The following is a 26904-nucleotide window of genomic DNA, read 5'->3' on the forward strand; positions in this document are numbered from 1 at the left end:
CCGAATGAGCGCTACTCCTGACATGTCGGGCCAGGAAGCAGGAATGCCGACAGTTGTACTGGTCCACGGGGCATTCGCCGGCTCGTCCAGTTGGAATGGTGTGATCGCCAACCTCAGGGGTCGGGGTTATCCGGTCATCGCCGTCGCCAACCCGCTGCGGGGTGTACAGAAGGACGCCGCTTACGTTCGGGCTCTTCTGGACAGCTTGTCCGGACCTGTCGTGATGGCCGCCCATTCCTACGGCGGGCTGGTCATGACCGAGGCCGCGGCCGGCGCCTCCAACGTCAAGGCACTGGTGTACGTCGCCAGCGTGAGCCCGGACGTGGGCGAGAGCGTGATCGGTCTGCTCGGCATGTACCCCGGAAGTCAGCTCGCCACCAGCATCAACATGGTGCCGATCCCCTCCGACGACGGCGGCATGACCATGGATCAGTACATCCTGCAGGACAAGTTCCCCGAGGTTTTCGCCGCCGACGTCGACCCGGGCACCGCCGAGATCATGGCGGCGACGCAGCGGCCCGCTTCGGCGAGCGCCCAGGAGGAGGGCGTGACCAAGGCCGCCTGGAAGACGATCCCCTCCTGGACCCTGATCACCACTCAGGACCTGGGCATCCCGCCGGACCTGCAGCGCTTTCTGGCCGACAGGGCGGGGTCCACGGCAGTGGAGGTCGCCGCGTCCCACGCGGTGGCGGTTTCGCAGCCCGGCCCGGTCGCAGACCTCATCGACACCGCCGCCCGCGCCACCGCGCGCTCGATGCAGATGTCCAAGAGTCGTCAGGGTTGACCAGGCTTGCCGACGCGGCGGTCCGGTTCATTCCACCACCGAGAGCGCCGAGCAGAGCGGAGCCCAAGTCGAGCGTCCGAAGCTGCCATGATGCTCCGGTGAGTCAGACAGCGGAATGGGACCGCGTGGTCGAGGGCGTTCGTGTTTGTTTCATGGCCGGCCAGGACGACGAACCGGAGACGGCCGACAACATCGATGCGCACCTGTGCCTCGCTGATGGCACCCGTCGTTACGCCACGTTCATGACGACGGATGAGATCGGCCGTCTCCTGCAACGGTGGGCTGGGACCGGGGAGGTTGGTGGCGGCCGATACTTCTGGTGCTCCGATCTGGTCATCATTCCCAGGCCCGGTGTCGAGGCGATGGTGGCGGCCCTGGCAGAGATGATCCGATCTGGGGACATCGACGTGATGCTCGGCGAGGTGAAGGACAGCGTGGTCTAGATCGTTGACCGGTATTTCTCCTCTTCACTCGTGCCACTACTATCTCCTCCGCTTCCGGTCAATGGTCCCGAATGGAACCCCTGTCCGGAAACCTCCAGGCAGCCCAATGCTGGGATCTTGATTTGCTGGTCTTGTCGTACCGGGTCCCTACGATGCGCCGATGACGCGATTCGTGGAGCAGCCCGACTACGAGGGTGCGGAGTTCATCGACCTGTCAATGGCCAGCGCAATCTTCCGCGAGGTGGATCTCAGCGGCGCCCGGATGCGTGGCGTGCTGCTGTTGGACGCCGACATCGACGGGGCGATCGACGGCCTGCGCGTCAACGGCGTGGAGGTCATGCCATTGATCGAGGCCGAGCTGGATCGCCTGCACCCCGAACGGCTTCGACTGCAGCCAACCACACCCGAGACCATGCGCGATGCGGTGGATGTCATCGAGGAGCTGTGGCAATCGACGCTGCGACGCGCAAGCGTGCTGCCAGAGGAAGCCGTCCACAGATCAGTGAACGACGAATGGTCGCTCGCCCAAACCCTGCGCCACACGATCTTCGTCGTGGACGCCTGGTATGGCCACGCGGCGGCCCTTCGCCCGAACCCGTTCCATCCGATCGGCGTACCCGCATCGTTCACCACCAACGGCACCGAGTTCGGCATCGACGAGTCGGCCGCGCCCACCCTCGGCGAAATCCTCGCCGTGCGCGCCGAGCGGATCGCCGATCTGCGCGCATATCTGGCGCAGGTCACGCAGGAGGAGCTGGACCGCGTGCGGGGGCCGAACACCGCGATCGGCTGCCCGCCGCCCGCCGAACGTACGGCGGTCAAGTGCCTGCAAGTCATCTTCAGCGACCAGTGGGCGCACGTGCAGTTCGCCGACCGCGACCTGGCCATCCTGGAACAGGAGTATGCCTGATACTCCGGGAGGTCCACTGCTACACCGTCCGCGTACTCGTTTGATAGGCCAAACGCAGAATTCGCCGGTGGTGTTGATGTGGTAGGTGTGACACGTCGCGGTGGTCGCGCAGATCCACGCCGAGGCGGCGGTGTCGCCGCCACTGGCAGCCGTTGTGCAACGACAGCTCTCCGCCCTGCGGGCCGCGATCGCCGAGTTGGTGCCCGACTCGCGTCGCCCGCAGGCCGAGCAGATCGCCGAAGCCTTCGTGGCCCTCAGCACCAGTTACAGCCTGCAACTGGCGATCCGGGGTGACCTGGATTCCGCACCCTTCACCACCGCTCTGATGGCGATCATCAAGGGTTAGGCGGGCGGGACGCGACCGGCCTCAGCCGGGCGGCCGGCGTCCGGGTGTCGGCCTGCGCCCGTCTGTCCGCGTCACACGCAAAGAGAGCAGTCTTTCATTTCGGATACCGGTCATGCCGCCGGTGGTCCCGCCCGCAGGAGGACGAAATCATGCCGTTGGCTCATCTCGCTGCGATCAACCTGGAATGCTCGGATCCGGCCAGACTGGCCCACTTCTGGGCCGCCATGCTCGATGGTGAGGTGGCCGGCCACCCCTTCTGCCTGCGCCGCTAGGGCCTCTCGCGAGGGGCGGTGGAGTCGAGGTGGGTCAGCCCCCCTCGGGCGCGCTCTGGGCTGGTCGTCCGGGACGGGCGTCCGCTGGCGTGTCCCCGAGGGCGGTAAGCATCGTGCGCAGCAGTCCCGCCAGTTGTTCCTGCTCGTCGGGGCGCAGTGCGCCGATCAGTCGGGCCTCGTTGGCGACGTGATCGGCCATGGCCTGGTCGACGACCTCGCGGCCGCGATCGGTCAGGGTGACCAGAACACTGCGGCGGTTCGTGGGATCGGTTTCGCGGCTGACCAGGGAGCGCGCCTCCAGGCGGTCGATCCGGTTGGTGATGGCCCCCGAGGTGATCATCGAGGTGGCCGCGAGGTCACCCGCCGTCAGCCGGTGCGGAGGACCCGAGCGCAGCAGGGTGGCGAGAAGGTCGAACTCCCAGGTCTGCAGCCCCCGGGTGGCGAAGTGCTCGCTGAGCCCGCGCTCCAGCAGCCGCGACGCGCGCTGGATGCGTCCGACCACGCCCATGGGACTGGCGTCCAGGTCCGGCCGTTCGGCCCGCCACTGGTCCAGGATCCGGTCCAGGCTGTCGGCCATCACTCTCCTCAACGTTGAACTGTTTGACGTCAAGATACCAGTCGTGATTTTATCTCAACGTCGAACAGTTCAACGTTGAGAGGTTTCGGTGCTCGAAACCCATCCCCGCCGGGAGGCCGCCCTCCCACCCGGTCGCCCGACGACGGGCGGCTGGGCGATCACCGGACTCGCCTCGATCGCACCCGTGACCTGGGGCACCACCTATCTCGTCACCACCCAGTGGTTGCCACCTGACCGCCCGCTCCTGTCCGGAGTCCTGCGCGCGCTGCCGGCCGGCCTCATCGCTCTCCTGATCGCCAGGCGGCTGCCGAGCGGCGTCTGGTGGTGGCGCACGGCCGCGCTGGGCACGCTCAACATCGGGGCGTTCTTCGTGCTCCTGTTCGTGGCGGCGTACCGGCTGCCGGGCGGCGTCGCGGCCACGCTCTCGGCGGCGCAACCGCTCATCGTCGCCGGACTGGCCGTGGTCCTGCTCGGAGAGCGCCCGAGCCGGTGGCGACTCGGCTGGGCTGTCGTCGGTGTGGCAGGTATCGGGCTGATGGTCCTGCGCGGGCGGCTGGGCTTCGACCCGCTGGGACTCGCGGCCGGCTTCGCCGGCACCGCGGTGATGGCCGCCGGGACCGTGCTGACCAAGCGGTGGGGGCGACCGCCCGGCGTCGGCGTGCTGGCCTTCACCGGCTGGCAACTCACCGCCGGTGGGCTGCTGATCGCCCCGCTCGCCCTGGCCGTCGAGGGCCTGCCGCCCAGGCTGGACGCGCCCGCCCTGGGCGGGTACGCCTGGCTGTCCCTGGTCGGGACCGGTCTGGCCTACACGCTCTGGTTCACCGGCGTGGCACGCCTGCCCGTCACGGCGATGTCGTTCCTGCCGCTGCTGTCGCCAGTCGTCGCCGCGGCCCTGGGCTGGTTGGTCCTCGGGCAGTCCCTCACCGCCACCCAGCTCCTCGGCTTCGGCCTCGCCATGGTCTCCATCTCCGCCGCACAACTGGACTCGAACCAGCACCTACGCGCCCGACTCACAGGAAAGAGCTGACGAGCATGCGTATCACCGTTTTCGGAGCCGCCGGCACCACCGGGAGTCGGATCGTCGCGGAGGCCCTGAGTCGCGGCCACGACGTCACGGCCGTCGTACGGGATCCGACCCGGCTCGCCCAACTGCCCCCGGCCGCGATCCACCGGGTCGGCGATGCCGCCGACGTCGACGCCGTCGTCGAGCTGAGTGCCGGCCAGGACGTCGTGGTCACGGCGACCCGCCCGCCGATCGGCCACGAACACGAACTCATGGCCGTCGCGACGGCGCTGCTCGCCGGGCTGTCCCGCACCGGCGCGCGGCTGCTGGCCGTCGGCGGCGCGGGCAGTCTGACCGTGCCGGGCTCGGGTGGCACGCTCGTGGTCGACGACCCGGCGTACGTGCCACCAGCCTGGCGAGCAATCGCCCTGGCCTGCAACGACCAGCTCGCCGTCTTGCGCGCGAGCACCGACGTGGACTGGACCTACGTCAGCCCCGCCGCGATCCTCGAACCGGGTGCGCGCACCGGCTCCTACCGGCTCGGTGCCGACGAGCTGCTGGTCGACCCGGCCGGCGCCTCCGCCATCTCCACCGAGGATTTCGCCGTGGCGCTGCTGGACGAGGTCGAACGGCCCCGCCACCGTCGTACCAGGTTCACCGTCGCGCGGACCCGGACACCTCCCGTGTCAGCTACCGGAGCTGCGGACCGATAGACGGCGCGAGATCCGCCCGACCGGCTGCGGAACGACGGGACGTTCCCTCGGCCCAGCGGACCGCCGGACGCATGGCGAGCGCCGCCGCGACGAACATCCCGCCCAGCAAAAGCCAGCCCGGTGCGCCCCAGGTGACGATCAACGTGGTGAGCAGAAGGGGGCCCAGCACGCGTGCGACAGCGGTGCCGGCGCCGAAGAAGCCCTGGTACTGGCCCTGACGCCCGGCGGGCGCCAGCCCAAAGCTGATCTCCCAGGAGCCGGATGCCTGCATCATCTCGCCGACGACCTGCAGACCCGCGGCCAGGAGCAGGACGGCAGCGGCCTGCCAGGGCGCCGCGCCGAGGCCGGAGAGGGCGAACACGCCGCACGAGGCGAACATCATGAGCCCGGAGTACCGGACGAGGCGGGTGGCGCTACGAAGGTCGGTGACCCGGCGGGCGATCCGGACCTGGAACAGCACGACGCTGAGGGTGTTGAGGACCAGGATCGCCGCGACGATCCACCGGGGCGCCTCGGTGCGCTGCGTGACCCACAGGGGAATGACGAGGCTGAGCAGCGGCATGTAGAGCAGCAGGACGGCGTTGAGCAGCGTGATCACGGCGTACGGGCGGTCGCTGAGCACGGCGAGCGCCCGTGCGTCGCCGCCGGTGCCCGACGTGGACGGCACGGCCGGTAGCCAGCGCAGCACCAGGGCGGCGACGAGGAAGCTCGCCGCGTCGACGCCGAACACCGTCAGGTAGGCCTGCGGAGTGTCGAGAAAGAGGGCCAGGCCGCCCAGCGCGGCGCCGATGGCCAGACCGGCGTTGGCCCTGGACTGGAGGGTGGCCCGCACCCGGGTGCGGTCGGCCGACTCGACGAGCCCCGCGAGGAGGGCCTGCCGGGCAGCGCTCAAACCGCCCTGACAGCAGGCGTACGCGCAGGTGGCCAGCACGAACAGCGGGAACGACCGGACGAACAGGAACGAGCCGATGGTCGCACCGGTCAGGGCGGCCAGCAGGATCGCGGCGCCCCGGGGGCCGCGTCGGTCGGCGAGGTGCCCGAGGAGGACTCCGGCGGCGGCGCCGACCGCCCAACCGGTGGTCAGGCCCAGGCCGATCTGAGTGGGAGACAGGCCGATGATCCGGGCGAAGAAGAGGGCCGAGCAGACGTAGAAGGCGCCGTCCCCGACGGAGTTGATGAACTGGGCGAGGGCGAGAACCCGGGCCGGGCTTCTGGTCACGAACGCACGTCCGGTCGGCCGTCCCGGGACCGCTTCAGCTCGTAGAAGCCGGCGGTACCGGCGACGAGCAGCACCCCGTCCCACAGCCGCCCAGCCGCCTCGCCACGCGGCACGGGGCTGACGACAGGCCCGAAGAAGACGTGCCCGTCGACGTGGATCGACGGTGTGCCGGGGGCGTCGCCCATCGGAGCCATGCCCTCGTCGTGGCTCGCGCGCAGCGCCTTGTCGTACTCGGTGCTCTCGGCGGCCTCGGCGAGTCGCCCGTCGAGACCGAGTTCGGTGAGCGCGTCGACGTACAGCTGACGTCCGACGGGTGCGGAGTCCAGGTGGATACGGTTCCCCAGCGCGGTGTACAGGTCCCGCAGGACCTCGCGGCCGTACGTCTGCTCGGCGGCGGTCAGCACCCGCACGGGGCCCATGCCCGGTCGGAGCCACTCCGCGTACCAGTCGTCCAGGTCGTCCCGGCCCTCGTTGAGCACCGTCAGGCTCATCACGCGGAACCGGACCCGAACATCACGGACGCGCTCGGTCTCCAGCAGCCAGCGCGAGGCGATCCACGCCCATGGGCATCGCGGGTCGAACCACAGGTCAACGATTGTCATACCGCGACGCTACGAAGCGGTCGGGCCAGGAAGGAGAGCCGATCGGGTACGGGAAAATTGGGCCAATTCAGCCTCGTGGACCGCTGCCGAGCACTCGGGCCAGGGTGTCGAGCGCGGCTGGGTAACCGCCCTCGTTGGGCGTGCCGTAGCCGATGATGAGACCGGGTGGGTGATCGCCGGGAGTGTGCCAGTGGTCGCCCAGACCGCCCAGCGCCAGACCGTGCGCCGCCGCTCGGTCGAGGACCTCCCGCTCACTGGGGCCGGTGGTGGGAAGGCTGACCATCGCGTGCAGACCGGCGGCTATCCCGTGCAGGGCGACGTGGCGTCCGAGCCGGCTGACGAGGAGGTCGCGTCGACGCCGGTAGCGAAGCCGGCACGCGCGGATGTGCCTGTCGTACGCGTGGCTGGTGATCAGATCGGCGAGGGCGAGCTGGCCGATCGCCTCGGTGTGCAGATCGGTGTGCCGCTTGTCGCGTACCACCGGTTCGACAAGGCGTCCGGGCAGCACCATCCAGGCCAGCCGCAGGGCGGGCCCGAGGGTCTTCGCGGCCGTACCCACGTAGACGACGTGCTCCGGCGCCATCCCCTGGAGCGCGCCGACGGGCTGGCGGTCGTACCGGAACTCGCCGTCGTAGTCGTCCTCGATGATCAGGCCCGCGCGCTCCCTCGCCCAGGTGGTGGCGGCGTGCCGGCGGTGCGGGTGCAGTGTCACTCCGGTGGGGTACTGGTGCGCCGGGGTCACCACTACCGACCGCACCGCCGCGAACGCGGGCGTGCCGAGCAGGTCCGTGCGGGCGCCGCGTTCGTCGACCGGCAGTGCGACGACCTCGGCGCGGGCGTGCCTGACCACGTCGCGATGGAAGCTGAGGCCGGGGTCCTCCATCGCGAGCGCCGCACCGTCGAGTACGCCGGCGAGCAGGGCGAGGGCCTGCACGTACCCGGACGTGATCACGATCTGGTCCGGGTGGGCCAGAACGCCCCGAGCGCGCCCCAGATAGTCCGCCAGCGCGGTACGCAGTTCGATCCGGCCGCGCGGGTCGCCGTAGTCGTAGGCGGTCACCGGGGCGGCGGCCAGAGCCCGTCGGGTGGCCCGCAGCCAGGCGGCCGTCGGGAAGGTGGAAACGTCGGGGCTGCCGGGCCGGAGGTCGTAGCGCAGCGCGGGCACGTCGGCCGCCGGCTGCGCGGCCGGCGCCCGGCTGCCGGCCAGATCGGCGACGACGGTGCCCGAGCCGGTCCGGGCGTTGAGGTAGCCCTCGGCGACCAGTTGGTCGTACGCGGCGCTTACCGTCCCGCGTGCCAGGCCGAGTTCCAGCGCGAGCGTGCGGGTGGACGGCAGTCGGGTCTCCGGCGTCAGCCGCCCGGCCCGGATGGCTTCGCGCAACGCCCGCTCGAGGCCCGCTCGTCGACCGGACGCCGGATCGAACTCCAGGTGCAGGTCAACCCCGAAAGCGGCCCAGTCAATCGACACGGTTTCGAACCTTAACACCGGGCCAATGACTGCTCAGGGACGTGAGCTACGCCCTCGACGCGCGAACGCGCGGGCCGGACAGGCGGCTGGCGGCCTGGCATTCTGTGCGGATGCGACGGGTCACCGTGCTGGGCAGTTCTGGCGCCTTCCCCGAGCCGGGCCGTGCCTGTAGCGGTTTCGCCGTGGACTGGGACGGCTACCGCCTGGTGCTCGACCTGGGCTACGCCACGCTGCCGCGGCTGCTCAGGCACTGGCCGGATGGCGCGGTTGACGCTGTCGTCGTCACCCATGAGCACCCCGATCACTGCGTCGACCTGCACGGGCTGTTCCGGAGGCGGCTCTACGGCGCCCCCGGTGCGCCACGGCTGGCGTTGTACTGCCCGCCGGGTGTGCTCGACCGGCTCGGCGGCCTGGAGCCGGACGTCGACCTGCGGGCGGTCTTCGACCTGCATCCGCTGCCCGGCGCCTACCGGGTGGGGCCCTTCGACCTGACCGGGTTGGCCCTTGTGCATCACGTGCCCAACGCGGGCATCCGCATCGAGGCCGACGGGATGGTCGTGGCCTACTCCGGGGACACCGGCCCGACGCCTCTGCTGGCCGAACTCGGCCGCGACGCCGATCTGTTCATCGTCGAGGCCACCGACCGCGGCGGGGAGACCGACGGACCCACCCGCAATCTGATGACCTCGACCGAGGCCGGCCAGTGGGCTCGACGGGCGGGTGCCCGCCGGCTGATGCTCACCCACTTCTGGCCCGGCAACGACCGGGCCGCCGCCGTGGCGGCCGCGCAGCGGGAGTTCGACGGGCCGGTGCTGGCGGCCGACGAAGACCTCGCCGTCATGCTCGACACACCAGATCGGACGACGGAAAGCGGGAGGCGGCAGGCAGGATGAGTGCTCGCACGGTGGGATTCATCGGGCTCGGCATCATGGGCGTGCCCATGGCGACGAACCTCGTCAACGCGGGCGTCGACGTGGTCGTCTGGGCACGTACGCCCGGGCCCGTCGCGGAACTCGTCGCCGCCGGAGCGCGCGCGGCCGACGACCTCCCGGGGGTGTTCGACGCCGCCGAGACGATCATCCTGATGCTGCGCGACGAGGCGGCCGTCGACGCCGTTCTCGGGCGGGGGACCGACGAGTTCGTCCGCCGTGTACGCGGACACACGGTCGTCCAGATGGGCACCTTCACGACCGCGTACTCGCGGACGCTCGCCGTCCAGGTCAGCGAATCCGGCGGACGGTACGTCGAGGCCCCGGTGTCGGGGTCTCGCGGACCCGCCACGGAGGGCACGCTCGTGGCCATGCTCGCCGGCGACGACGAGGCGATCGGGCATGTCGAGCCGCTCATCGACGCGATGTGCGCGCAGCGGTTCCGGTGTGGCGCGGTGCCGGCGGCACTGTCGATGAAGCTCGCCGTCAACACGTTCCTGATCACCATGGTGACGGGCCTGGCCGAGACGTTCCACTTCGCGGCGCAGACCGGCGCGGACACGGAGGTGCTGCGGGCCGTACTCGAATCCGGGCCGATGGCATCGGTCGTCTCCCGGGGTAAGGCGCGCAAGCTCACCGAGGGCGACCTCGCCCCGCAGGCGGCGATCGCCGACGTCCTCAAGAACGCCCGCCTCATCGAGGACGCCGCGGTCGCCACGGGGACGGCGCATCCCCTCATCCGGGCGAGCCGGGAGCTGTACCAGGAGGCGGTCGACAACGGCCAGGGCGCGATCGACATGATCGGCGTGATCACCGCTCTGGAGGCACGAACGAGGTCAACCCGTGACAGCGCGTAGTTCGTCGTACCGTCCGGGGCGCGCTGCGGGCTCGCCGCATAGGCTTCGGCGATGGGTGGCCTGCTGAACGGTCCGCGCGACGCCGTGAATCCCCTTCGCCAGCTCACGATCGGCCAACTGCGCCAACGGACGAGCCTGAAGTGGCGGGAGTACCCCGACGACGTGCTGCCGCTCTGGGTGGCCGAGATGGACGTGCCGCTGGCCGTGCCGGTCGCCAACGCGATCACCCACGCCGTCGCGCGCGGCGACACCGGTTACACCGCCGGCACGGCGTACCCGCAGGCGCTTGCGGAGTTCGCCCGGCGGCGGTGGGGTTGGGACGGGCTGGCCGTGGAGCGCACCGCGCTGGTGCCCGACGTGATGCACGGCGTCGTCGAGGCCCTGCGGCTGGTCACCGGGCCGGGAGACGCGGTGGTCGTCAACTGCCCGGTCTATCCGCCGTTCTACGAGTTCGTGGCGCACGCCGGGCGCCGGATCGTGGAGGCGCCGCTCGGCGGGGACCTGCGGATCGATCTCGACACGCTGCAGGACGCGTTCCGGCAGGCGCGGTCCGGTGGGCGGCCGGCGGCGTACCTGCTGTGCAGTCCGCACAACCCGACGGGTGTCCTGCACACCGCTGACGAGTTGGCCGCCGTCGCCCACCTGGCCGAGCGGCACGGGGTGCGGGTGATCGCCGACGAGATCCACGCTCCGGTGGTGCTCGGGGGAGCGCGCTTCGTGCCGTACCTCTCGGTGCCGGGCGCCGAGAACGGCCTGTCGCTGATGTCCGCCTCCAAGGGGTGGAACCTGGCCGGCCTGCGCGGCGGGCTGCTGATCGCCGGCCCGGCCGCGGCGGGCGACCTCGCCCGCGTTCCGTTCGAGACCAGCGTCAGCACCAGCCACCTCGGCGTGATCGCCCACACCGCCGCCTTGCGTGACGGCGGCGAGTGGCTCGACGCCCTGCTGAGGGGCCTGGACGACAACCGTCGGCTCCTCGCCGCGCTGCTCGCCGAGCATCTGCCGGCCATCCGGTACGAGCCCGGTCAGGCCACCTATCTCGCCTGGCTCGACTGCCGCGCCCTGGGCCTGGGTGACGACCCCTCGGCCGTGTTCCTCGACCGGGGTCGGGTCGCGCTCAACTCCGGTACGACCTTCGGCACCGGGGGCGGCGGTCACGTCCGGCTGAATCTGGCCACCGCGCCGGAGCTGATCACCGAGGCGGTACGCCGCATGGCCCTCGCCGTCGCGTGACAGGCCCCGCGCGACGTGGTCGACCAGACGGTGCCGGTGCTACCGGCGGTTGCGGGACTCGGCCTCGGCGTCGAGCAGGTCGTTCAGTGTCAGCGCGGAGTTGATCAGCGACAGGTGGCTGAACGCCTGGGGATAGTTGCCGATCTGCTCCCCGGTCGCGGCGATCTCCTCGGCGTAGAGGCCGAGGTGGTTGCTGAAGGTGAACATCTTCTCGAACGTGAGTCGGGCGTCGTCGAGGCGGCCGGAGCGGGCCAGCGCCTCGACGTACCAGAAGGTGCACATGTTGAACGTGCCCTCATGGCCGGGGAGACCGTCGGGGGAGTGGACCGGGTCGTACCTGTGGACCAGGCTGTCGGAGACCAGTTCGCGTTCGATCGCGTGCAGGGTGGACTGCCACAGCGGGTCGCTCGGCGTGACGAAACCGACCGAGGGCATGGCGAGCAGCGCCGCGTCCAGCACGCTCTCGTCGTACGCCTGCACGAAGGTGCCGCGTTCGCGGTTGTATCCGCGGGCCATGACCTGGTCGTAGATCCGGTTGCGCTGCTCGGTCCAGCAGGTCATGTCCCCGGGCCGGCCGGTCCGCGTGGCCAGCCGGATGGCCCGGTCCAGCGCCACCCACGACATCACCCGCCCGAAGGTGTAGTTGCGGGGGTGGTGGCGGCTCTCCCAGATGCCGGCGTCGCGCTTGTCCCAGTTGTGGCAGAGCCAGTCGACGAGCCGGACGGTGCTCTTCCACACCTGGTGCGAGACGCGGATGCCCTGTTCGTCGGCGAGGTGCATGGCGTAGAGCGCCTCGCCGTGGATGTCGAGCTGCAGCTGGTCGGCGGCGCCGTTGCCGATCCGCACCGGCCGCGAGCCGCAGTAGCCCTCCAGGTGATCGAGAACCTCCTCGTGCAGGTCGGAGGAGCCGTCCACCCGGTACATGATCTTCAGGGGATCCTGGTGGTCGCCGGCTTCCCGGATCCGTTCGTCCAGCCAGTTCATGTACCGGCTGACCTCCTCGGTGAAGCCGAGCCCGAGCAGCGCGTGCACCGAGAACGACGTGTCGCGTACCCAGGTGTAGCGGTAGTCCCAGTTGCGGGTTCCGCCGACCAGTTCGGGCAGCGCCGCAGTGGGCGCGGCGATCATCGCGCCGGTCGGGGCGTACGTCATGAGTTTCAGCGTGATCGCGGAGCGCTCGACCATCTCCCGCCATCGGCCGGTGTAACGGGAACGTTCGACCCAGCGCCGCCAGTAGTCCCGGGTCCACTCGAACATGCCCTGGATCTCTTCCGCCGGGATGACGCGCGGCTCGGTGCCGGCGGTCTCCAGGACCACCCCGCCGGTGTCGCCCTCGTTCAGGGTGCCGAACCCGACGAAGTCGTCGCCCTCGAGGTGGATCTCGCCGCGTTCCGAGATCAACCGGCCCGTGGGGTCCACCGGGTTGAACGTCAGCGACGCCGACCGGCTGCGAAAGACGTAGCCGTTGCGGTGACGCTCCAGCTGATGCGCTTCCCGGGCGTAGTCGAACCGCGGCCGGCACTCCACCCGGAAGCGCATGCTGCCGCGGACCATGGTGACGATGCGGACCAGGCGGTGCGCGTCGGTGGCCCGCTCGCCGGTCACCGGCATGAAGTCCATCACCTCGGCCACGCCGTCCGCGCTGATGAACCGGGTGATCAGGATAGGCGTGCCGGGGAGGTAGAGCTGTTTGGTGACGTACCGGACGTCGTGCGGCGCGATGCGGAAGTAGCCGCCCTTGTCCTTGTCCAGCAGGGCGGCGAAGATGCTCGGCGAGTCGAAGCGCGGCGCGCAGAACCAGTCGACAGTGCCGTCACACGTCACCAGCGCGGCGGTCTGCAGGTCGCCGATGAGTCCGTGATCCTCGATCGCCGGATAGCTGTCCACGTCTCTCCCCGGTTCGGCTGCGTCCTGCGCTTCGAACCTAGGGGCAGAACCGGTCGGCTCAGGTGAGATTCACGTTCAGCCACCCTGTCGAATGCCGCGCGGGGAACGCTCGTTCTCAGCCGTCGCGCAGCAGCGGCAGCAGTTCCTCGCCCTGCCGCCTGATCTCCGATAGGTAGGGCGTGTCGGAGAGCACGAAGTGGGTGACGCCCAGCGCCTGGTACCGACGCAGCGACCTCGCCACGTCCTCGGCGGAGCCGACCAGCCAGGTGGTGCCCGCTCCGCCGCCGCCGTACCTGCCGGGAGCGGTGTAGAGGTTCTCGTCGAGCACGTCACCGCGGGCGGCGAGGTCGAGCAGCCGCTGCTGACCGACGGCGGTCTGCCTGTTGAAGTCCCGCGCGGCGAAGCCGTCGCCCGCTGCCATCCGCGCCACCTTGGCTTCGGCGTCGGCCCAGGCCTGTTCGGTCGTGTCCCGCACCACTGTGGTGATCCGCAGCCCGAACTCCAGCGGGGCGTGCTCGCGTCCCAGCTTCTCGCCGAGCAGTCGGAGGCGTTCGATCCGCTCGGCCACGCCGTCGAGCGGCTCGCCCCAGAAGAGTTGGACGTCGGCCTCGGTGGCGGCGACCTCCTCGGCGGCGGGGGAGGCGCCGCCGAAGTAGAGCCGGGGGTGCCGGCGATCGCCGCGCACGACCGGCCGCAGCGCCAGGGTGGAGTTGGTGACGCGGAAGTGCTCACCCTGATAGGTGACGTTCTCCTCGGTCCAGAGCCGGCGGACGAGCTGGATGAACTCCCGCGTGCGGGCGTAGCGGTGGGTCTGGTCGCCCTCGCCGTCGCCGTACGCCGCCAGGTTGTCCTTGCCGGAGACGATGTTGATCAGAACGCGGCCCCCGGTGAGGTGGTCGAGCGTCGCGGCGGCGGAGGCGAAGTTGGCGGGCCGCCAGTAGCCGGGCCGGATGGCGATCAACGGCTGGAACGTCGTCGTCCGGGCGGCCAGCGCGGTGGCGACGGTGAACGTGTCGGGTCGTCCCCAGCCGGTCCCGACGAGCGCGCCGTCCCACCCGTGGTCCTCGAGGGTGCGGGCGTGGCTGGTGAGGGTCTGCAGACTGTTGTGGTGCTCGACGACGTCGTCGCCCCGATGACCGGGCTCGACCTGATTCGGGATGTACCAGAGGAATCGAGGGCTCATCTGCGACGGCCTTTCCGAAGTCGTGGAGTCGGGCGTGGCCGGCGGGGCGGCGACGTGCCGCCCCGCCGGTGGGCAGGGTCAGGCGAACAGTCGGGCCGCGTTGCGGACGGTGTACGCGGCGACGTCCCGACCGAGCCGGACGCCGGCCTGGTCGGCCGTACGGGTGTGGATGCCCGACCACACGCGGGCGTCGACGTTCTCCTGGGTGGGCCGCCGCCAGTCGGTGTAGGTGCGGGTGACGCCCGGTTGGGTGGGGCTGGAGATGGTGTACGCCTCCCGCGCTCGTGCCCCGGTCAGGGCGGTGAGCACCCCTTCGGCGGCGCCGGCGTAGGTGTTGTGCCCGCTCGGGTAGTCCGGGTGCGCGGGGGTGTCGTGCAGCGGCGTCCAGGCGGGGTCACCGTCGGCCCGGATCGCGGTGACCGGCCGCCAGCGCAGGTAGGCGTACTTGGTGTCGGAGGTCGCGATCTGGGTGTCGACGAGGGCGACGTGGAAGACGGCCACCAGGCTCGCCCGCGCGGCTGTCGATGCGTTGGACTGGGCGAGCGCGGCGCGCAGGATGCCGGTGTAGAGGGTCAGCGAGGAGCCGAGCCAGAACGTCGCCGTGTCGGTCTGCTGCGCTGTGCGTACCGTGCTGCCGGCCGCGCCGTACGCCCGGACCTCGCCGAGGTCGGCGCGGTAGCGCGCCGATCCCACCTCCGGCGGCGGCGCGAGCCGGTACCGGTCCGCGCGGTCGAGCAGGAACGGCGTGGCGAACCGGGTACCGGCCTGCTGGGCGGCGGTGAAGCTCGGTGGGGTGGGCTGCCAGACTCCCGGCCCGGCCGCGGGAGCGGCGTACGGCGGGTTGACGGAGGCGAGATCGAGCCCGTCGCCGGTACGGTCGGCGACCAACGAGCGGGCTTCCCGCTGGCCGGCGGCGCGGCCGCGGTCCTTGGCGCGGCCGTCGGGGATCCGGTCGAGCGTGGCGCGCAACGCCGCGTCGAGCGCGGGCACGCCGTCCGGGATCAGGGCGCTCAGGGCGGTGTGCACGGCGGACGCGAGCGCGGCGTCCTGGTAGGCAGGCGAGGTGGGCCCGGTCCGGACCGCGCGGGCCGCGGCGAGCCAACTGATCGCCCAGGCGCGGTTGTTGGTCACCTGCGGTCGGGTGCCGGTCGCGACGGCTGTCGCGGTGACGTCGTACCACTGCAGGGCGGTGTCGATTCTGGCGGTGGCGGCGGTCGCCGGCGCGGCGAGGGAGATGCCGGCGGTCAGCGCGGCGGCGGCGATCCCGGCCGCGCCGGGGCGCCAGCCACGACGGGTGAGCAAGGCCATGGTGAGGGTTCTCCGTTCGGGGGTGCGGGGCGGGGTCGGAAGGGGCGGTCGCCTGGTCGGCATCTGTCCGCCGATCACCGGGTCACGGCGGCCGGTGGCGTCGACGGCCCGCCGCGACGGCGGTGGGCCGGGTCGGTCAGCGCGGGCGGCTGGTAGCCGGCGTCGGCCGGGTTGAGCGTGGTGCCGGGTGCGACGATGTCGTCGATGCGGTCCAGCACGTCCGCGGACAGCGTCACCTTGGTGGCGCTGAGCTGGGATTCCAGGTGCGCCAGGGTGCGCGGCCCGATGATCGCCGAGGTGACCGCCGGGTGCTCCAGGACGAACGCGATCGCCAGGTGGATCAGCGACAGTCCGGCCTCGTCGGCGAGGGCGGACAGCTTGTCGACGGCGGCCAGCTTGGCGGCGTTGGCCGGCAGTCGCGGATCGAAGCGGGCCGGGAGCCGGTCGGCCCGGCGGGAGATCGGGGCGTCGAGCCCGGCGTGGTAGCGACCGGAGAGCCAGCCACCGGCCAGCGGGCTCCACGGGATCACCGCCAGGCCGTAACGCTGGGCCACGGGCAGGACCTCGCGTTCCACGCCGCGAGCCAGGATGGAGTACGGGGGCTGTTCGCTGACCACCCGCTCCCGGCCGCGCCGCTGCGCGATCCACTGGCCCTCCACGATGGCCGAGGGCTCGAACGTCGAGGTGCCGAGGTAGCGGACCTTGCCCTGGCGCACGAGATCGGTGAGGGCGCCCAGGGTCTCGTCGAAGTCCGTGCCCGGCTCCGGCCGGTGCGCCTGGTACAGGTCGATCCAGTCGGTGCGGAGCCGGCGCAGGCTGTTGTCCACGGCGCGGATGATCCAGCGGCGGGAGTTGCCCCGGTGCCGCGGGTTGTCGCCGACCTGGCCGTGGAACTTGGTGGCGAGGAAGACGTCGTCGCGCCGTCCACCGGCGAGCGCCTTGCCCACGATCTCCTCCGACTCGCCGTCGGAGTAGACGTCCGCGGTGTCGATCGAGGTGATGCCCTCGTCGAGCGCCCGGTGGATGATCCGGATGCTGTCCTCGTGGTCCGGGTTGCCCCGTCGACCGAAGTTCATCGCGCCCAGCGTGAGCGCGCTGACCCGTACGCCGGTGTGCCCGAAGGGCCGGTGGTCCACCATCGATTGTCCTTCCCAGGAATTCAGCGGGCGGTGGCGGCGAGTTGCCGCGCGGACTGGTTGGCCGGGCGGGGCAGGCCGTAGTGGTCCCGCAGGGTCGTGCCGGTGTACTCGGTCCGGAACAGCCCTCGGCGTTGCAGAAGAGGCACGACGTGATCGACGAAGGCCTCCAGCCCGGCCGGCAGCACCGGCGGCATGATGTTGAAGCCGTCCGCCGCGCCGGCGCGGTACCACTGCTCGATGGCGTCGGCGACCTGCTCGGGAGTGCCGGCGAAGGTGCGGTGACCGCGCCCGCCGCCGAGCCGGCCGATCAACTGGCGTACGGTCAGCCGTTCCCGCCGGGCCAGCGTGACGATGAGCGTGTACCGGCTCTTGGCGCCCTCGATCTCGTCCTCGCTGGGCAAGTCGGCGGGGAGCTCCTTGTCCAGGTCGAGGTCCTCCGGCGCGACCCGCAGGGTGGTGGCCAGCTGCTGCCGGGCGTACTCGGGTTTGATCAGCCGGTCCAGCTCGTCCTCCAGCGCGCGGGCCTGCGCCTCGGTGGCCCCGATCGCCGGCACGATGCCGGGCAGGATCTTGACGGTCTGCGGGTCACGGCCCGCCTGGGCGGCGCGCTGCTTGAGGTCGCGGTAGAAGGTCTGCGCCTCGGCGAGGGTCTGCTGGGCGGTGAAGACGGCCTCGGCGTACCGGGCAGCCAACTCCTTGCCGTCCTCGGACGACCCGGCCTGCACCAGCAGCGGGTAGCCCTGCGGGGAGCGGGGGACGTTGAGCGCGCCGGCCACCCGGAAGTGCCGCCCCACATGGTCCGGCGGATAGAGCAGGTCGTCGTCGCCCCACCGCCCGGCCTCCTTGTCACCGACCGGGGCGCGGTCGTCCCAGCTGTCCCAGAGCTTGCGCGACACCTCGATGAACTCGGCGGCCCGCTCGTACCGTTCGCGGTGGGCGGGCAGCCGGTCCAGGTTGAAGTTGCGGGCCGCCTGCTCCCCGGCCGTCGTGACGATGTTCCAGCCGGCCCGGCCGCCGCTGATGTGGTCCAGTGACGCGAACCGGCGGGCCAGGTTGAACGGCTCGTTGTACGTCGTCGAGGCGGTCGCGATCAGCCCGATGTGGCTTGTCGCGCCGGCCAGGGCGGTGAGCAGCACTGTCGGTTCGAGGGTGCCGCCCGGCCGCCGGCCGATGCTGTTCCACAGCACCGGGCTGTCGGCGAGGAAGAGCGAGTCGAGTTTGCCGCGCTCGGCGATCCGGGCCAGACGCGTGAAGTGCGCGACGTCGGTCTGCGCGAACGGGTCGCTCTGCGGCAGCCGCCAGGCGGCCTCGTGGTGGCCGACACCCATCAGGAACGCGTTGAGGTGCAGCATGGTCATCCTTCCGTCGGATCGACGCCGAGCGCCCGCAACAGGGACTCCCGGTAGGCGAGGAACTGCGGCTGCCGGTGCGAGCGCGGCGTCGGCAGGTCGATGGCGAGGTCGATCGCGATGCGGCCCGCGTCGAGCAGCAGCACCCGGTCGGCGAGCGTGACGGCCTCGTCGACGTCGTGCGTGACGAGCAGCACCGCCGGCCGGTGCCGGGTGCACAGCTCCCGCAGCAGGCCGTGCATGCGCAGCCGGGTCAGCGCGTCCAGCGCGCCGAACGGTTCGTCGGCCAGCAGCAGCTCCGGCTCGGACACCAGGGCCCGGGCCAGCGCCACCCGCTGCTGCTCGCCGCCGGAGAGCTCGTTGGGCCAGGCCCGCTCGCGGCCGGCGAGGCCGACCTCGGCGAGGGCCGCGCGGCCGCGTCCGGGTGCGTCCGGCCCGCGCAGGCCGAGGACGACGTTGTCCAGGACGCGCTGCCACGGCAGCAGCCGGGCGTCCTGGAAGACGACCGAGGAGTTCTCCGGTACGTCGACGACGCCGGCTCCCCTCTGGTCGCCGTCGAGGCCGGCGAGCGCCCGCAGCAGGGTGCTCTTGCCCGAGCCGCTGCGCCCCAGCAGCGCCACGAACTCCCCGGCGCCGATCTGGACGTCGAGGTCGTCCAGCACGGTCCGGTCGCCGAAGCCACGCGAGAGCCCCCGGACCCGTACGGGTCGGGTCCCGGTCAGCCCGCCAGCGTGCGTCGCCATGACAGCGTCCTCCTCTGCACGAGTCGGACGAGGCCGTCGGACAGGAGCCCGAGCAGCCCGTACAGGACGAGCCCGACGATGATCACGTCGGTCTGGCCGTACTGGCGAGCCAGGTCCATCATGTAGCCGATGCCGCTCGTCGAGTTGATCTGCTCGACGACCACGAGGGCCAGCCAGGCGCCCACGACCGCGAATCGCATGCCGAGCAGGAAGCCGGGGAGAGCGCCGGGCAGCACGATGCGGCGCAGGAAGACGGCCCGCGACAGCCGCAGCGAGTCGCCCAGTTCGACGTACCGGCTGTCGATGCTGCGCAGCCCGTTGTGCGTGTGGATGTAGACGGGCACCAGCACGCCCAGCGTGATGGTCGTGACCTTCATCTGCTCACCGATGCCGAGCCAGAGGATGAGCAGCGGGATCAGCGCGAGGGCCGGAATGGCCCGCTTGATCTGGATCGGCCCGTCGAGGATCGCCTCACCCCACCGGCTCAGGCCCGCGACGAGGGCCAGCAGCGTGCCGATCACGGTGCCGAAGGCCAGGCCCAGGCCGGCCCGCTGGGCCGAGACGGCGAGGTTGTCCTGAAGGCGGCCGTCCGCGATGAGGTCGCCGGCCGTCGTCAGCACGGTCCAGGGGGCCGAGACGGTACGAGGGTCGAGCCAACCGGTCGCCGAGCCGGCTGCCCACGCCGCCAGCAGCAGCAGCGGGCCGAGGGCCGGCCCGAACGGGATGGGCCGACCCGGCGCGAGCCGGCGCCTCGGCCTGCCCGCGGGCGCGGGCGCGGTGGCGCGGGGGCGGGTGAGGAGCGAGGCGGTCATCGGGCGCCCTCCGCGGCGAGCGCGTCCGCGGCGACGGACTCGTAGCGCCTGTCGTACAGGTCCTCGGCCCGCAGCGGCTTGTTGCCGGTCTCCTTCGCCAGCAGGTCGATGGTCTCCTGGTGCCGGGCGATCGCCTCGGTCCAGTTCGTCGGAATGTCGGCCACGCCGCCGTTCTCCACCAACCACCTGCCGTCCTCGGCGGTGAGGCCCTGGTCCTTGACGTAGTACCGCTCGATCCACTCGTCCGGGTTGGCCTCCCGCCACCGCCAGGCCCGCGCCCACGCCTTTACGTACTCCCGGATCGCGGCCGCCTTGGCCGGGTCGCCGAGCACGCTGACCGGCGCGTACAGGTGGCCGGGGTCGTCGCGCAGGCCGTGCGGGATCGTGGTGGCGCCGTCGCGGGCGTACTTCGACGCGTAGCGCCGGATCTGCACACCTCCGAGCGGTGCGATCTCGACCTGGCGGCTGGCGAGCGCCGTCGCGTACACGTCACCGGTGCTCGGCAGCTCGACGAGCTTGACGTCCCGCTTGCTCAGCCCGGCCTGGTGCAGGACCCGCAGCACCAGCGCGCCCTGCGCCTGCCCCGGGCTGTACGCGATCTTCCTGCCGCGGATGCCGGCGAGCGTGGTGACGGGGACCCCGGGGGCGACGCCGAGCTGGTAGATGGCGTGGTTCAGCGGATCCTTGCGGAACTTGGACGCGACGATCTTCGTGGGGATGCCGGTCCAGTGGGAGTGGATCGGAGGGATGTCGGCGACGGCCCCGACGTCCAGGGCCTTCGCCCGGAACGCCTCCAGGGTTTGCGGGCCGCCGCTGATGTTGGCGAACTCCACCCGGAACGTGAACTTCTCCACCTCGCCGGAGAATTCGAGTGCCTTCTGGTGCTCCTTGTCGCCCACGACGAGCTTCGTGCCCTTGGGCACGGACTCCGGCAGCGGCACGCCGGCGGCCAGCGCGGCAGTCGGCGTCTCGTCGCCGGCGCAGGCGGTCAGGCCCAGCGCGACCGCGCCGAGGGTGGCCGACAGGAACACACGGCGATCGACATGACGTGACGACTTCACTTAGGACTCCTTCGTGGACGGTTGCAGGGCGGCGTATCGCCCCATGTGGTAGATCAGCGGAGCGCCGTCGCCGTGGCGACTGGTCACCGGCTCGGCCAGCACGATCGCGTGGTCGCCGGCGAGCACCCGTTCGGTCACCCGACACAGCAGCCAGGCGACCGGCTCGTCCAGCAGTGGTACGCCGTACGGGCCGGGCCGCCAGCCGGGGTGCGCGGCGAAGCGGTCGATGCCGCTGGTGGCGAACGTCCGTGCGACCTCCCGCTGGTCGGTGCCGAGCAGGTGCACCGCGACGTGTTCGGCGCCCGCGACGGTCGGCCAACTCGACGACGACCGGGCCAGGCAGAACGACACAAGTGGCGGGCGCAGGGACACCGACGTGAAGGAGGTGGCGGTGAACCCGACCGGCGGATCCCCGGCGGCGGTGATCACCGTGACGGATGCGGCCTGCCGGCGCAGCAGGGCACGGAAGGTGTCCGGATCGATGGGGGCGACCGGTTCGGCGATGACGGTCATGACAGTCCTCCTGGGCGAGAACGACCAGGGCGCGCGCCGTCCCGGGGCAGGCGGGGACACGGCGCGGCGTCGAGCGGCCGTTGATGGGGTCGCGGACACGCTGCGGCTCGTCGTCGAGTCGACGGCGTGGCGACAGGGAGAAGTCAGGAACGCGTGGTCAGCGGCAGCAGCCGCGCGCGGTGGTCCAGCCACGGCAACATCCCCGGGACACCGCGACCGCGGTGCCGTCGAGGGGATTCAGCTGGCTGATCACGGCTTCCACGCTAACCAACTATTCCTACTGGGTAAATAGGGTTTCAGACCCTGGGACGATCGCGGGGGATCCGAGGCTGCCGATGACATGCGGCCCGGGCCGCGCCTGCGGTCAGCCGGCCGTCCAGGTGACGGTGCGCAGCCGGGCGCCGAGCAGCCGCCGCGCCCGGGCGGCCTGCCGCGCTGTCGCGTTGACCAGCACGGCCTGCTCGGCGCCGCCGAGAAGGGGCAGATCCGACAGGGAGTCGCTGTAGGCGACCCGCCAGGGCGGCGTGACCCCTGCGGCGGCGAGCTGGGCCACCTTGGTCGCCCCGTGGTTGTGCACGATCAGCTTCGGGCCGCGGATGTGTGAGGCCACGAGCCCGACCTCGGCGAGGCCGATCGCGTCGAGCAGGGCACGCGCCAGGGTGTGCTCGCAGGCGGTGACCACGATGACCCGGTCACCGGCGGCGAGGTGGGCACGGATCATCCGGACACCGGGCGCGATGACGCGCCCCGGCTCCGTACCGAGATCCGCGCCGAAACGCCCGAGCTGCGCCTGCAGGCGGTCGGCGTCTCGGCCCGCCAGGCCGATCCGGCTCATCCAGCGCGCCGCGCGTGGGCGCAAGGAGGGGACGGCGACGACGGGCGCGAGGAGGAGGAGCAGGACGACGGCGAGCGGCAGTCGAGCGCCCGCGAAGCCCACGCGCCGCATGAAGAGCCCGAAGGCGTCCCCGCGCAGCAGCACGCCGTCGAGATCGAAGATGACGGTGTCGTCGGAGGGCGCCATCATCGGTCCGCCGTCGCCCACTACTCGGGGGCTTGGTCGTGGTGCGGGCCGAGCTGGCTGATCTCGTACCCGTCGGGGTAGCTCCTGGCGCTGATCCCCTCGGCGAACAGCGGGGTCGTCCGTGGCGATCCGCACCACAGCTGCAGCCGTGAGCGCGTCTTCAGCGCCGCGTGCAGGCCGGCCCGGACCGGCCACGGCGGCGTGTCGACCCGCGTCGCGCGTCGTAGCGGCGCGTCGTACATGGCGGTGACCAGCGCGTTTCCCAGCGGCGCGAGCAGCCGGGGCAGCCGGGTGAGCATCAGCATGCGGGTGGCCCGCTCGATGGCCGCAGCCTCGTCGTTGGGTTGCAGGTGCGCCGCGTCGTGCGCGTCGAACCAGGTCTCGAACTCGGCGTACGACCCGGGGATGTCCGTGATGCCCATCCGCCGGCCCAGCTCCCGGTAGAACAGGTACGTCGCCTGCCGCTCGTGGCAGCAGGGCTGGCGCCAGCCGTACTCCTGCAACCACCGGGTGGGGATCACGACCAGGCAGCCGAGGACGTAGCGGAAGTCGTCGTTGCCGATGTCGTACGGGCGGTGGATCTGGTTGACGCGCCGCAGCGCGTCGCGGCCGCGGGGCTCGTCGAAGCCGTTGAGGACCATCTCGTACATGAGCAGGCCGGTGTCGTCGATGCGCTTCTGGGTGCGGTTGGTCAGTTCGCCGGTGGCGGTGTGCACGGCGGCGATGGCGGGGATGGAGAAGGACCTGTTGAAGGCGAGGTTGAGCCCGAGCTTCATGTCCCAGGGGAACTCGCGGCGCAGCATGCTCTGGTAGATGTCCAGGTAGTCGCGCTGCGGGTCCAGCATGCGGATCCGTGTGAGGTTGTCGTGGCGGCCCCTCATCGGCGGGCGCCTTGAGACATCGGCACGGAACGTGAGTGTACGCTCGCTCCAGTTCGGAGCAGTCGTTGAGCGCGGATCCGATCCGCTCACCGAGGACGGGGCAGGCATGGCGCACGGTGCCCGCGACGAGGTGCTCGGCCGCCTGGCCGAGGCAGTCGGGTCGGTCGCCGTCGCACACCCGGCGCGCGTGGCCATCGACGGGCCGCCCGCGGCCGGCAAGACCACCCTCGCCGACGAGCTGGCCGTCGTCCTGCGCGCACAGGGCCGTGCCGTCATCCGCGCGACGATCGACGATTTCCTCTTCCCCCGGGCACAGCGCTATCCGCGCGGCGAGTACTCGGCCGAGGGCTGCTACCACGACACCCACGACCACAGGTCGCTGATCCGGGTTCTGCTGGATCCGCTCGGCCCGGACGGAGACCGACGCTTCCGACACGCGGTCTACGACCCCACCACGGACACCGTGCTGTCCCCGCCGGTCACTACCGCTCCGACCGACGCGGTGCTGCTCTTCGACGGCGTCTTTCTCATGCGCCCGGAGTTGATCGATCGGTGGGACCTGCGCGTCTTCGTGTCGATCGCGCTCGAGGCGACAGTGGAGCGTGCCGTGACCCGCGAGCGTCGACGGTCGTCCCGGGCCGACATCGAACGGCGCTGGCGTGAGCGCTACATCCCCTCCCAGCAGTTCTACAACGCCACGGTCCGCCCGACGGAACACGTCGACATCATCGTGCGCAACGACGACCCCCGGCGGCCGGTCTGGGAGACGGGTCCGGACCGGCGCGCGGGGAACTCGGCTGCTCGGGGTGCGCCGGGCGCGGCTGGCCCGGCGACCTGAGCCGTTTCAGAAGCACGCCCGTCCGGCGTCGCCGGACGGGCGCGGTCGTCCCTCAGTACGGGTAGCCCGGGACGTTGAGCCGCACGCTGTAGAGGCCGGAGTCGCCCCACGGACCCGAGGTGATGTAGAGGGTCTGCCGGTCGGGCCCACCGAAGGCCACGTTTGTCGTACCGGAGAAGCCGGGGCGGATCGTGCCGAGCTGGGCACCCGTGGGGGAGTAGACGTGGACCAGGGAGTCCCCGCCCGAGGCCCAGTACACGTTGCCGGCGCAGTCGATCGTGACGCCGTCCGGACCGCCGATGTAGTTCACGAACACGCTGCGCGCGCCGGTGGTGCCGTCGGGCTGGACGGCGTACTTGTAGATCTTGTTCTCGGAGTAGGCGCCCACGTACAGCGTGGATCCGTCCGGCGCGAGCGCGATGCCGTTGGGCTGGCGCAACTGGTCGTCCACCAGCGACACCTGGCCGCCCGAGACGCGGAAGACGCTGGTGCGGCCGTACATCTGGTCCGGGCGGTTGCCACGCTGGAAGTTGGGGTCGGTGAAGTAGGTGACGCCGTCGGACCGGACCGCGACGTCGTTGGGCGAGTTGAACGCCCGGCCCTGGTAGTTCGCCGCGACGATGCTGCGGCTCCGGTCGCTCAACCGGTACGCGGACACGCTGCGCTGGTCGTGGGTGGCCGCGATGATCTGCTGGCCGTCGGCGCTGAGCGCCAGTCCGTTGCTGCCGGAGTTGGCGATGAACGTGTCGAAGGTCGACGGCGGCGTGAACCGGCGGATCGTGGACGGCTGGACGTTGTACGGCCCGGTGCCGGGGGCCATGTCGGAGAAGAGGAGGTAGCCGCCGTCGGCGACCCAGACGGGCCCTTCGAGGAAGTTGAAGCCACTCCTGATCTTCGTCGCCGTCAGGGAGTTGGACGGCAGCGGCGAGCCGTAGCTGGCCCCCGTCGGGCACGCGCCGGGCGGTGTGCCGGGCGGGCCGGCGAGCGCGGCGGCGGCCGTGGTGTGAGCGCTCACAGGAACGGCGGCGGCGGGCAGCGGCGCGGCGCTTGCCGCGAGGCAGAGACCGGCCAGTACGGCGATGGTGGGACGCCGGATCATCGGATGCTCCAATCGGCGTCGGCGGGGTCGCGGTGACCGGCCGCCGACGGTGTCGAGGTCGCGGGCGGACCGGCAGCCCGCCGGCCCGCCGATGGGCAGCTATTCCAGGTGGAAGGTGGCCGAGGCGCGCTCGGCGCTCGTACCGACCGCTTCCAGGTAGAGCAGGCCGTCGCGGTGGCGGACGTAGCGGCCCGGGTAGTTCTGTGACTCCAACGAGAGCCCGGCACTGTCGGCGAGGCCCGCTCGGCGTTGGAAGCTCGCGTCGTTGGCGAAGACCGACGAGCCGTCGTTGCGCGCGATGGACAGGGCGAAGCCGTAGTGACGCAGGTAGTAGCCCGGGAAGTTGGTCGACTCCAGCGACACCGATCCGCCGCCGGCGAGGCCGTTGACGATGCGGAACTGGCTGTCGGCGAGGTTCGTGACGTTCGGCTCGACCCGGGCCCGGTAGTCGTAGTGCCGGATGTAGCTGGTGGTCAGATCGTGCGACCGCAGCCGGACCGGGGTGGCCCCGTCGGGCACCGGGATGCCGAAGTTCGGGGTGCCGTCGGCGTTCCAATACACCTTCTGCACCCTGGTCCGTCGGTTCGGGTCGTTGAGCGGATCGCCGCTGATGTCCCGGTAGTTGCGGTCGTGATAGACCAGGATGTCGCTTTGCCCGTCCTCGGAGACGGTGAACGAGTTGTGGCCGGGGCCGTACTGGCCGGTGGCCGCGCTGCTGGTGAACACCGGGTTCGGGCTCTTGCTCCAGGCGGCGGCGTCGAGCAGGTTCGCGCTGGCGGAGGCGCTCAGCATCCCGAGGCAGTAGTTGGCGTCCGTGGCGCTGGCGGAGTAGGTCAGGAAGAGGCGGCCGTTGCGCTGGATCACGGCGGGCCCCTCGGCGACCCGGTAGCCGCGGGTCTCCCAGTCGTACGTCGGCACGACGAGTCGGGTCACGGTGCCGGTGATCTGCCACGGGTTGGCGCCCATCCGGGCGAGGTAGACGTTCGAGTTGGTGGAGATGCCCGGCTCCTGCTGCGCCCAGGTCAGGTACCGCACGCCGTTGGCAACGAAGGTCGAGGCGTCCAGGCTGAAGGTGTCCCAGGGTGTCGTGATCCGGCCGCGCTCGGTCCACGAACCGGTCAGCGGGTTGGCGTTGGCGTTCTCCAGCACGTACATCCGGATGCGCCACACGTCGTCGGTCCGGCCGGCGGCGAAGTAGACGTACCACCTGTTGTTGATGAAGTGGATCTCCGGCGCCCAGATGTGGGCACCCATCTCTCCGCTGGTGTGCCGGGTCCAGATCGTCGTCTCCGCGGCCGTCGCCAAACCCTGCAGGGTGGTCGCGCGCCGCAGCACGATCCGGTCGTACTGGGGCATGGTGGCGGTCAGGTAGTAGTAGCCGTCGGTGTGCCGGAAGATGTGCGGGTCGGCCCGCTGGTTGACCAGTGGGTTGGTGTAGTTCACGGCGGGTGCGGCGTGCGCCGGCCCGGCCATCGGCAGGCCGGCCGACAGGGCGAGCACCACCAGCAGGGCGGCCAGGACCGCTCGGGGGCGTCGGGCGCCACCGCGACCGGTACGCCCCGGGCCGGTGACTCGGCGGGCGGCGGCCTCGGCTCGGTGCAGTGGCAGCGGCATCTGACCTCCGTGACGTCTGTGCGCGAGAGCCGGACGGCCGCGACAGCGGCGATCGACCCACGCCCCCGCTGGGAAGCAGCGCCCGCGGGCCGGGATTGTGACG

General features: G+C 71.3%; 28 protein-coding genes. 11 read left to right on the top strand and 17 right to left on the bottom strand.

Features of this window, described 5'->3' with window-relative positions:
• Positions 1–22 precede the first annotated feature (22 nt).
• The 5 genes from AB0B97_RS00860 (at position 23) to AB0B97_RS00880 (ending at position 2755) form a co-directional block, all read left to right on the top strand.
• Entirely contained in the window at positions 23–784 is a 762-nt protein-coding gene (locus AB0B97_RS00860) for an alpha/beta hydrolase (protein WP_357489504.1), read from the top strand.
• Positions 785–882: 98 nt separating this feature from the next.
• Complete coding sequence (locus AB0B97_RS00865) at positions 883–1227, top strand: hypothetical protein (RefSeq protein ID WP_357489506.1); 345 nt, start codon at positions 883–885, stop codon at positions 1225–1227.
• A gap of 160 nt (positions 1228–1387) precedes the next feature.
• The gene (locus AB0B97_RS00870; RefSeq protein WP_357489508.1) at positions 1388–2137 is read left to right on the top strand and encodes a DinB family protein; all 750 of its coding nucleotides are present in this window, start codon (positions 1388–1390) and stop codon (positions 2135–2137) included.
• Between the two features lie 100 nt (positions 2138–2237).
• Positions 2238–2483: a hypothetical protein gene (locus AB0B97_RS00875; protein WP_357489510.1), complete on the top strand. Its 246-nt coding sequence runs from the start codon at positions 2238–2240 to the stop codon at positions 2481–2483.
• A 149-nt stretch (positions 2484–2632) separates the two neighbouring features.
• Positions 2633–2755 (top strand): VOC family protein, encoded by a 123-nt coding sequence (locus tag AB0B97_RS00880; RefSeq protein WP_357489512.1) that lies wholly within the window; start codon positions 2633–2635, stop codon positions 2753–2755.
• A 34-nt stretch (positions 2756–2789) separates the two neighbouring features.
• Here AB0B97_RS00880 and AB0B97_RS00885 read toward each other — a convergent pair whose 3' ends face one another.
• Entirely contained in the window at positions 2790–3332 is a 543-nt protein-coding gene (locus tag AB0B97_RS00885; protein ID WP_357489514.1) for a MarR family transcriptional regulator, read from the bottom strand.
• A gap of 88 nt (positions 3333–3420) precedes the next feature.
• Here AB0B97_RS00885 and AB0B97_RS00890 point away from each other — a divergent pair, with 88 nt between their 5' ends.
• A complete protein-coding gene (locus AB0B97_RS00890) occupies positions 3421–4359 on the top strand; it encodes an EamA family transporter (RefSeq protein ID WP_357489516.1) in 939 nt (312 codons plus the stop codon).
• A 5-nt stretch (positions 4360–4364) separates the two neighbouring features.
• Positions 4365–5048, top strand: a complete 684-nt coding sequence (locus tag AB0B97_RS00895; protein ID WP_357489518.1) for an NAD(P)H-binding protein — start codon at positions 4365–4367, stop codon at positions 5046–5048.
• Here AB0B97_RS00895 and AB0B97_RS00900 read toward each other — a convergent pair.
• The 3 genes from AB0B97_RS00900 to AB0B97_RS00910 all read right to left on the bottom strand — a co-directional run bounded on the left by AB0B97_RS00900 (position 5026) and on the right by AB0B97_RS00910 (position 8337).
• Positions 5026–6267: an MFS transporter gene (locus AB0B97_RS00900; RefSeq protein ID WP_357489520.1), complete on the bottom strand. Its 1242-nt coding sequence runs from the start codon at positions 6265–6267 to the stop codon at positions 5026–5028. The genes AB0B97_RS00895 and AB0B97_RS00900 overlap by 23 nt on opposite strands.
• Complete coding sequence (locus AB0B97_RS00905; protein WP_357489522.1) at positions 6264–6869, bottom strand: disulfide bond formation protein DsbA; 606 nt, start codon at positions 6867–6869, stop codon at positions 6264–6266. Before AB0B97_RS00905 ends, AB0B97_RS00900 begins: the two co-directional genes overlap by 4 nt.
• A 67-nt stretch (positions 6870–6936) precedes the next feature.
• Positions 6937–8337, bottom strand: a complete 1401-nt coding sequence (locus tag AB0B97_RS00910) for a PLP-dependent aminotransferase family protein (RefSeq protein WP_357489524.1) — start codon at positions 8335–8337, stop codon at positions 6937–6939.
• A 110-nt stretch (positions 8338–8447) separates the two neighbouring features.
• Between AB0B97_RS00910 and AB0B97_RS00915 the strand changes: the two genes are divergently transcribed.
• From AB0B97_RS00915 to AB0B97_RS00925, 3 genes are read left to right on the top strand one after another with little or no spacing between them, the layout of a single operon-like run.
• Positions 8448–9230, top strand: coding sequence for an MBL fold metallo-hydrolase (locus AB0B97_RS00915; protein ID WP_357489526.1), 783 nt, complete (start codon positions 8448–8450; stop codon positions 9228–9230).
• Complete coding sequence (locus tag AB0B97_RS00920; protein ID WP_357489528.1) at positions 9227–10123, top strand: NAD(P)-dependent oxidoreductase; 897 nt, start codon at positions 9227–9229, stop codon at positions 10121–10123. The genes AB0B97_RS00915 and AB0B97_RS00920 overlap by 4 nt, the downstream gene beginning before the upstream one ends.
• 51 nt (positions 10124–10174) lie before the next feature.
• Complete coding sequence (locus AB0B97_RS00925) at positions 10175–11353, top strand: aminotransferase class I/II-fold pyridoxal phosphate-dependent enzyme (protein ID WP_357489530.1); 1179 nt, start codon at positions 10175–10177, stop codon at positions 11351–11353.
• 39 nt (positions 11354–11392) lie between these two features.
• On the opposite strand, the gene AB0B97_RS00930 is transcribed toward AB0B97_RS00925, so the two are convergent.
• From AB0B97_RS00930 to AB0B97_RS00980, 11 genes are all read right to left on the bottom strand, one after another.
• On the bottom strand, positions 11393–13240 hold the full coding sequence (locus tag AB0B97_RS00930) for a glycoside hydrolase family 15 protein (RefSeq protein ID WP_357489532.1): 1848 nt from the start codon (positions 13238–13240) through the stop codon (positions 11393–11395).
• A gap of 115 nt (positions 13241–13355) precedes the next feature.
• Entirely contained in the window at positions 13356–14423 is a 1068-nt protein-coding gene (locus AB0B97_RS00935) for an LLM class flavin-dependent oxidoreductase (protein ID WP_357489534.1), read from the bottom strand.
• Positions 14424–14501: 78 nt separating this feature from the next.
• Positions 14502–15731, bottom strand: a complete 1230-nt coding sequence (locus tag AB0B97_RS00940; RefSeq protein ID WP_357489536.1) for a vanadium-dependent haloperoxidase — start codon at positions 15729–15731, stop codon at positions 14502–14504.
• 74 nt (positions 15732–15805) lie between these two features.
• Positions 15806–16867 carry an aldo/keto reductase gene (locus tag AB0B97_RS00945; RefSeq protein ID WP_357490583.1) on the bottom strand — a complete coding sequence of 354 codons (1062 nt, stop codon included), beginning with the start codon at positions 16865–16867 and terminating at the stop codon, positions 15806–15808.
• A gap of 23 nt (positions 16868–16890) precedes the next feature.
• A complete protein-coding gene (locus AB0B97_RS00950; protein ID WP_357489538.1) occupies positions 16891–18228 on the bottom strand; it encodes an LLM class flavin-dependent oxidoreductase in 1338 nt (445 codons plus the stop codon).
• Entirely contained in the window at positions 18225–18962 is a 738-nt protein-coding gene (locus AB0B97_RS00955; protein ID WP_357489540.1) for an ABC transporter ATP-binding protein, read from the bottom strand. Before AB0B97_RS00955 ends, AB0B97_RS00950 begins: the two co-directional genes overlap by 4 nt.
• Positions 18938–19774: an ABC transporter permease subunit gene (locus AB0B97_RS00960; protein WP_357489542.1), complete on the bottom strand. Its 837-nt coding sequence runs from the start codon at positions 19772–19774 to the stop codon at positions 18938–18940. Before AB0B97_RS00960 ends, AB0B97_RS00955 begins: the two co-directional genes overlap by 25 nt.
• Positions 19771–20835, bottom strand: coding sequence for an ABC transporter substrate-binding protein (locus AB0B97_RS00965; RefSeq protein WP_357489544.1), 1065 nt, complete (start codon positions 20833–20835; stop codon positions 19771–19773). The genes AB0B97_RS00960 and AB0B97_RS00965 overlap by 4 nt, the downstream gene beginning before the upstream one ends.
• Entirely contained in the window at positions 20836–21348 is a 513-nt protein-coding gene (locus AB0B97_RS00970; RefSeq protein ID WP_357489546.1) for a flavin reductase family protein, read from the bottom strand. It abuts the gene before it with no gap.
• Between the two features lie 364 nt (positions 21349–21712).
• On the bottom strand, positions 21713–22372 hold the full coding sequence (locus AB0B97_RS00975; protein ID WP_357489548.1) for a haloacid dehalogenase-like hydrolase: 660 nt from the start codon (positions 22370–22372) through the stop codon (positions 21713–21715).
• A gap of 17 nt (positions 22373–22389) precedes the next feature.
• Positions 22390–23250: an oxygenase MpaB family protein gene (locus AB0B97_RS00980; RefSeq protein WP_357489550.1), complete on the bottom strand. Its 861-nt coding sequence runs from the start codon at positions 23248–23250 to the stop codon at positions 22390–22392.
• 106 nt (positions 23251–23356) lie between these two features.
• Here AB0B97_RS00980 and AB0B97_RS00985 point away from each other — a divergent pair, with 106 nt between their 5' ends.
• Positions 23357–24088, top strand: a complete 732-nt coding sequence (locus tag AB0B97_RS00985) for a cytidylate kinase family protein (protein WP_357489552.1) — start codon at positions 23357–23359, stop codon at positions 24086–24088.
• Between the two features lie 52 nt (positions 24089–24140).
• Here AB0B97_RS00985 and AB0B97_RS00990 read toward each other — a convergent pair whose 3' ends face one another.
• Together AB0B97_RS00990 and AB0B97_RS00995 are read right to left on the bottom strand one after the other, a co-directional pair.
• Positions 24141–25187 carry an SMP-30/gluconolactonase/LRE family protein gene (locus tag AB0B97_RS00990; RefSeq protein ID WP_357489554.1) on the bottom strand — a complete coding sequence of 349 codons (1047 nt, stop codon included), beginning with the start codon at positions 25185–25187 and terminating at the stop codon, positions 24141–24143.
• 99 nt (positions 25188–25286) lie between these two features.
• Entirely contained in the window at positions 25287–26801 is a 1515-nt protein-coding gene (locus tag AB0B97_RS00995) for a family 43 glycosylhydrolase (RefSeq protein WP_357489556.1), read from the bottom strand.
• Between the last annotated feature and the right edge of the window lie 103 nt (positions 26802–26904).

This window comes from Micromonospora sp. NPDC049004 (assembly GCF_040649315.1).
Classification (GTDB): Bacteria; Actinomycetota; Actinomycetes; order Mycobacteriales; family Micromonosporaceae; genus Micromonospora.

Bases quoted from the DNA above. Each gene is read 5' to 3' on its own strand.
- AB0B97_RS00860 (WP_357489504.1), top strand. From the start codon at position 23: ATGTCGGGCCAGGAAGCAGGAATGCCGACAGTTGTACTGGTCCACGGG.
- AB0B97_RS00870 (WP_357489508.1), top strand. From the start codon at position 1,388: ATGACGCGATTCGTGGAGCAGCCCGACTACGAGGGTGCGGAGTTCATC.
- AB0B97_RS00880 (WP_357489512.1), top strand. From the start codon at position 2,633: ATGCCGTTGGCTCATCTCGCTGCGATCAACCTGGAATGCTCGGATCCG.
- AB0B97_RS00885 (WP_357489514.1), bottom strand. From the start codon at position 3,332: ATGGCCGACAGCCTGGACCGGATCCTGGACCAGTGGCGGGCCGAACGG.
- AB0B97_RS00895 (WP_357489518.1), top strand. From the start codon at position 4,365: ATGCGTATCACCGTTTTCGGAGCCGCCGGCACCACCGGGAGTCGGATC.
- AB0B97_RS00905 (WP_357489522.1), bottom strand. From the start codon at position 6,869: ATGACAATCGTTGACCTGTGGTTCGACCCGCGATGCCCATGGGCGTGG.
- AB0B97_RS00915 (WP_357489526.1), top strand. From the start codon at position 8,448: ATGCGACGGGTCACCGTGCTGGGCAGTTCTGGCGCCTTCCCCGAGCCG.
- AB0B97_RS00920 (WP_357489528.1), top strand. From the start codon at position 9,227: ATGAGTGCTCGCACGGTGGGATTCATCGGGCTCGGCATCATGGGCGTG.
- AB0B97_RS00925 (WP_357489530.1), top strand. From the start codon at position 10,175: ATGGGTGGCCTGCTGAACGGTCCGCGCGACGCCGTGAATCCCCTTCGC.
- AB0B97_RS00935 (WP_357489534.1), bottom strand. From the start codon at position 14,423: ATGAGCCCTCGATTCCTCTGGTACATCCCGAATCAGGTCGAGCCCGGT.
- AB0B97_RS00940 (WP_357489536.1), bottom strand. From the start codon at position 15,731: ATGGCCTTGCTCACCCGTCGTGGCTGGCGCCCCGGCGCGGCCGGGATC.
- AB0B97_RS00950 (WP_357489538.1), bottom strand. From the start codon at position 18,228: ATGACCATGCTGCACCTCAACGCGTTCCTGATGGGTGTCGGCCACCAC.
- AB0B97_RS00955 (WP_357489540.1), bottom strand. From the start codon at position 18,962: ATGGCGACGCACGCTGGCGGGCTGACCGGGACCCGACCCGTACGGGTC.
- AB0B97_RS00960 (WP_357489542.1), bottom strand. From the start codon at position 19,774: ATGACCGCCTCGCTCCTCACCCGCCCCCGCGCCACCGCGCCCGCGCCC.
- AB0B97_RS00970 (WP_357489546.1), bottom strand. From the start codon at position 21,348: ATGACCGTCATCGCCGAACCGGTCGCCCCCATCGATCCGGACACCTTC.
- AB0B97_RS00975 (WP_357489548.1), bottom strand. From the start codon at position 22,372: ATGATGGCGCCCTCCGACGACACCGTCATCTTCGATCTCGACGGCGTG.
- AB0B97_RS00980 (WP_357489550.1), bottom strand. From the start codon at position 23,250: ATGAGGGGCCGCCACGACAACCTCACACGGATCCGCATGCTGGACCCG.
- AB0B97_RS00985 (WP_357489552.1), top strand. From the start codon at position 23,357: ATGGCGCACGGTGCCCGCGACGAGGTGCTCGGCCGCCTGGCCGAGGCA.
- AB0B97_RS00990 (WP_357489554.1), bottom strand. From the start codon at position 25,187: ATGATCCGGCGTCCCACCATCGCCGTACTGGCCGGTCTCTGCCTCGCG.
- AB0B97_RS00995 (WP_357489556.1), bottom strand. From the start codon at position 26,801: ATGCCGCTGCCACTGCACCGAGCCGAGGCCGCCGCCCGCCGAGTCACC.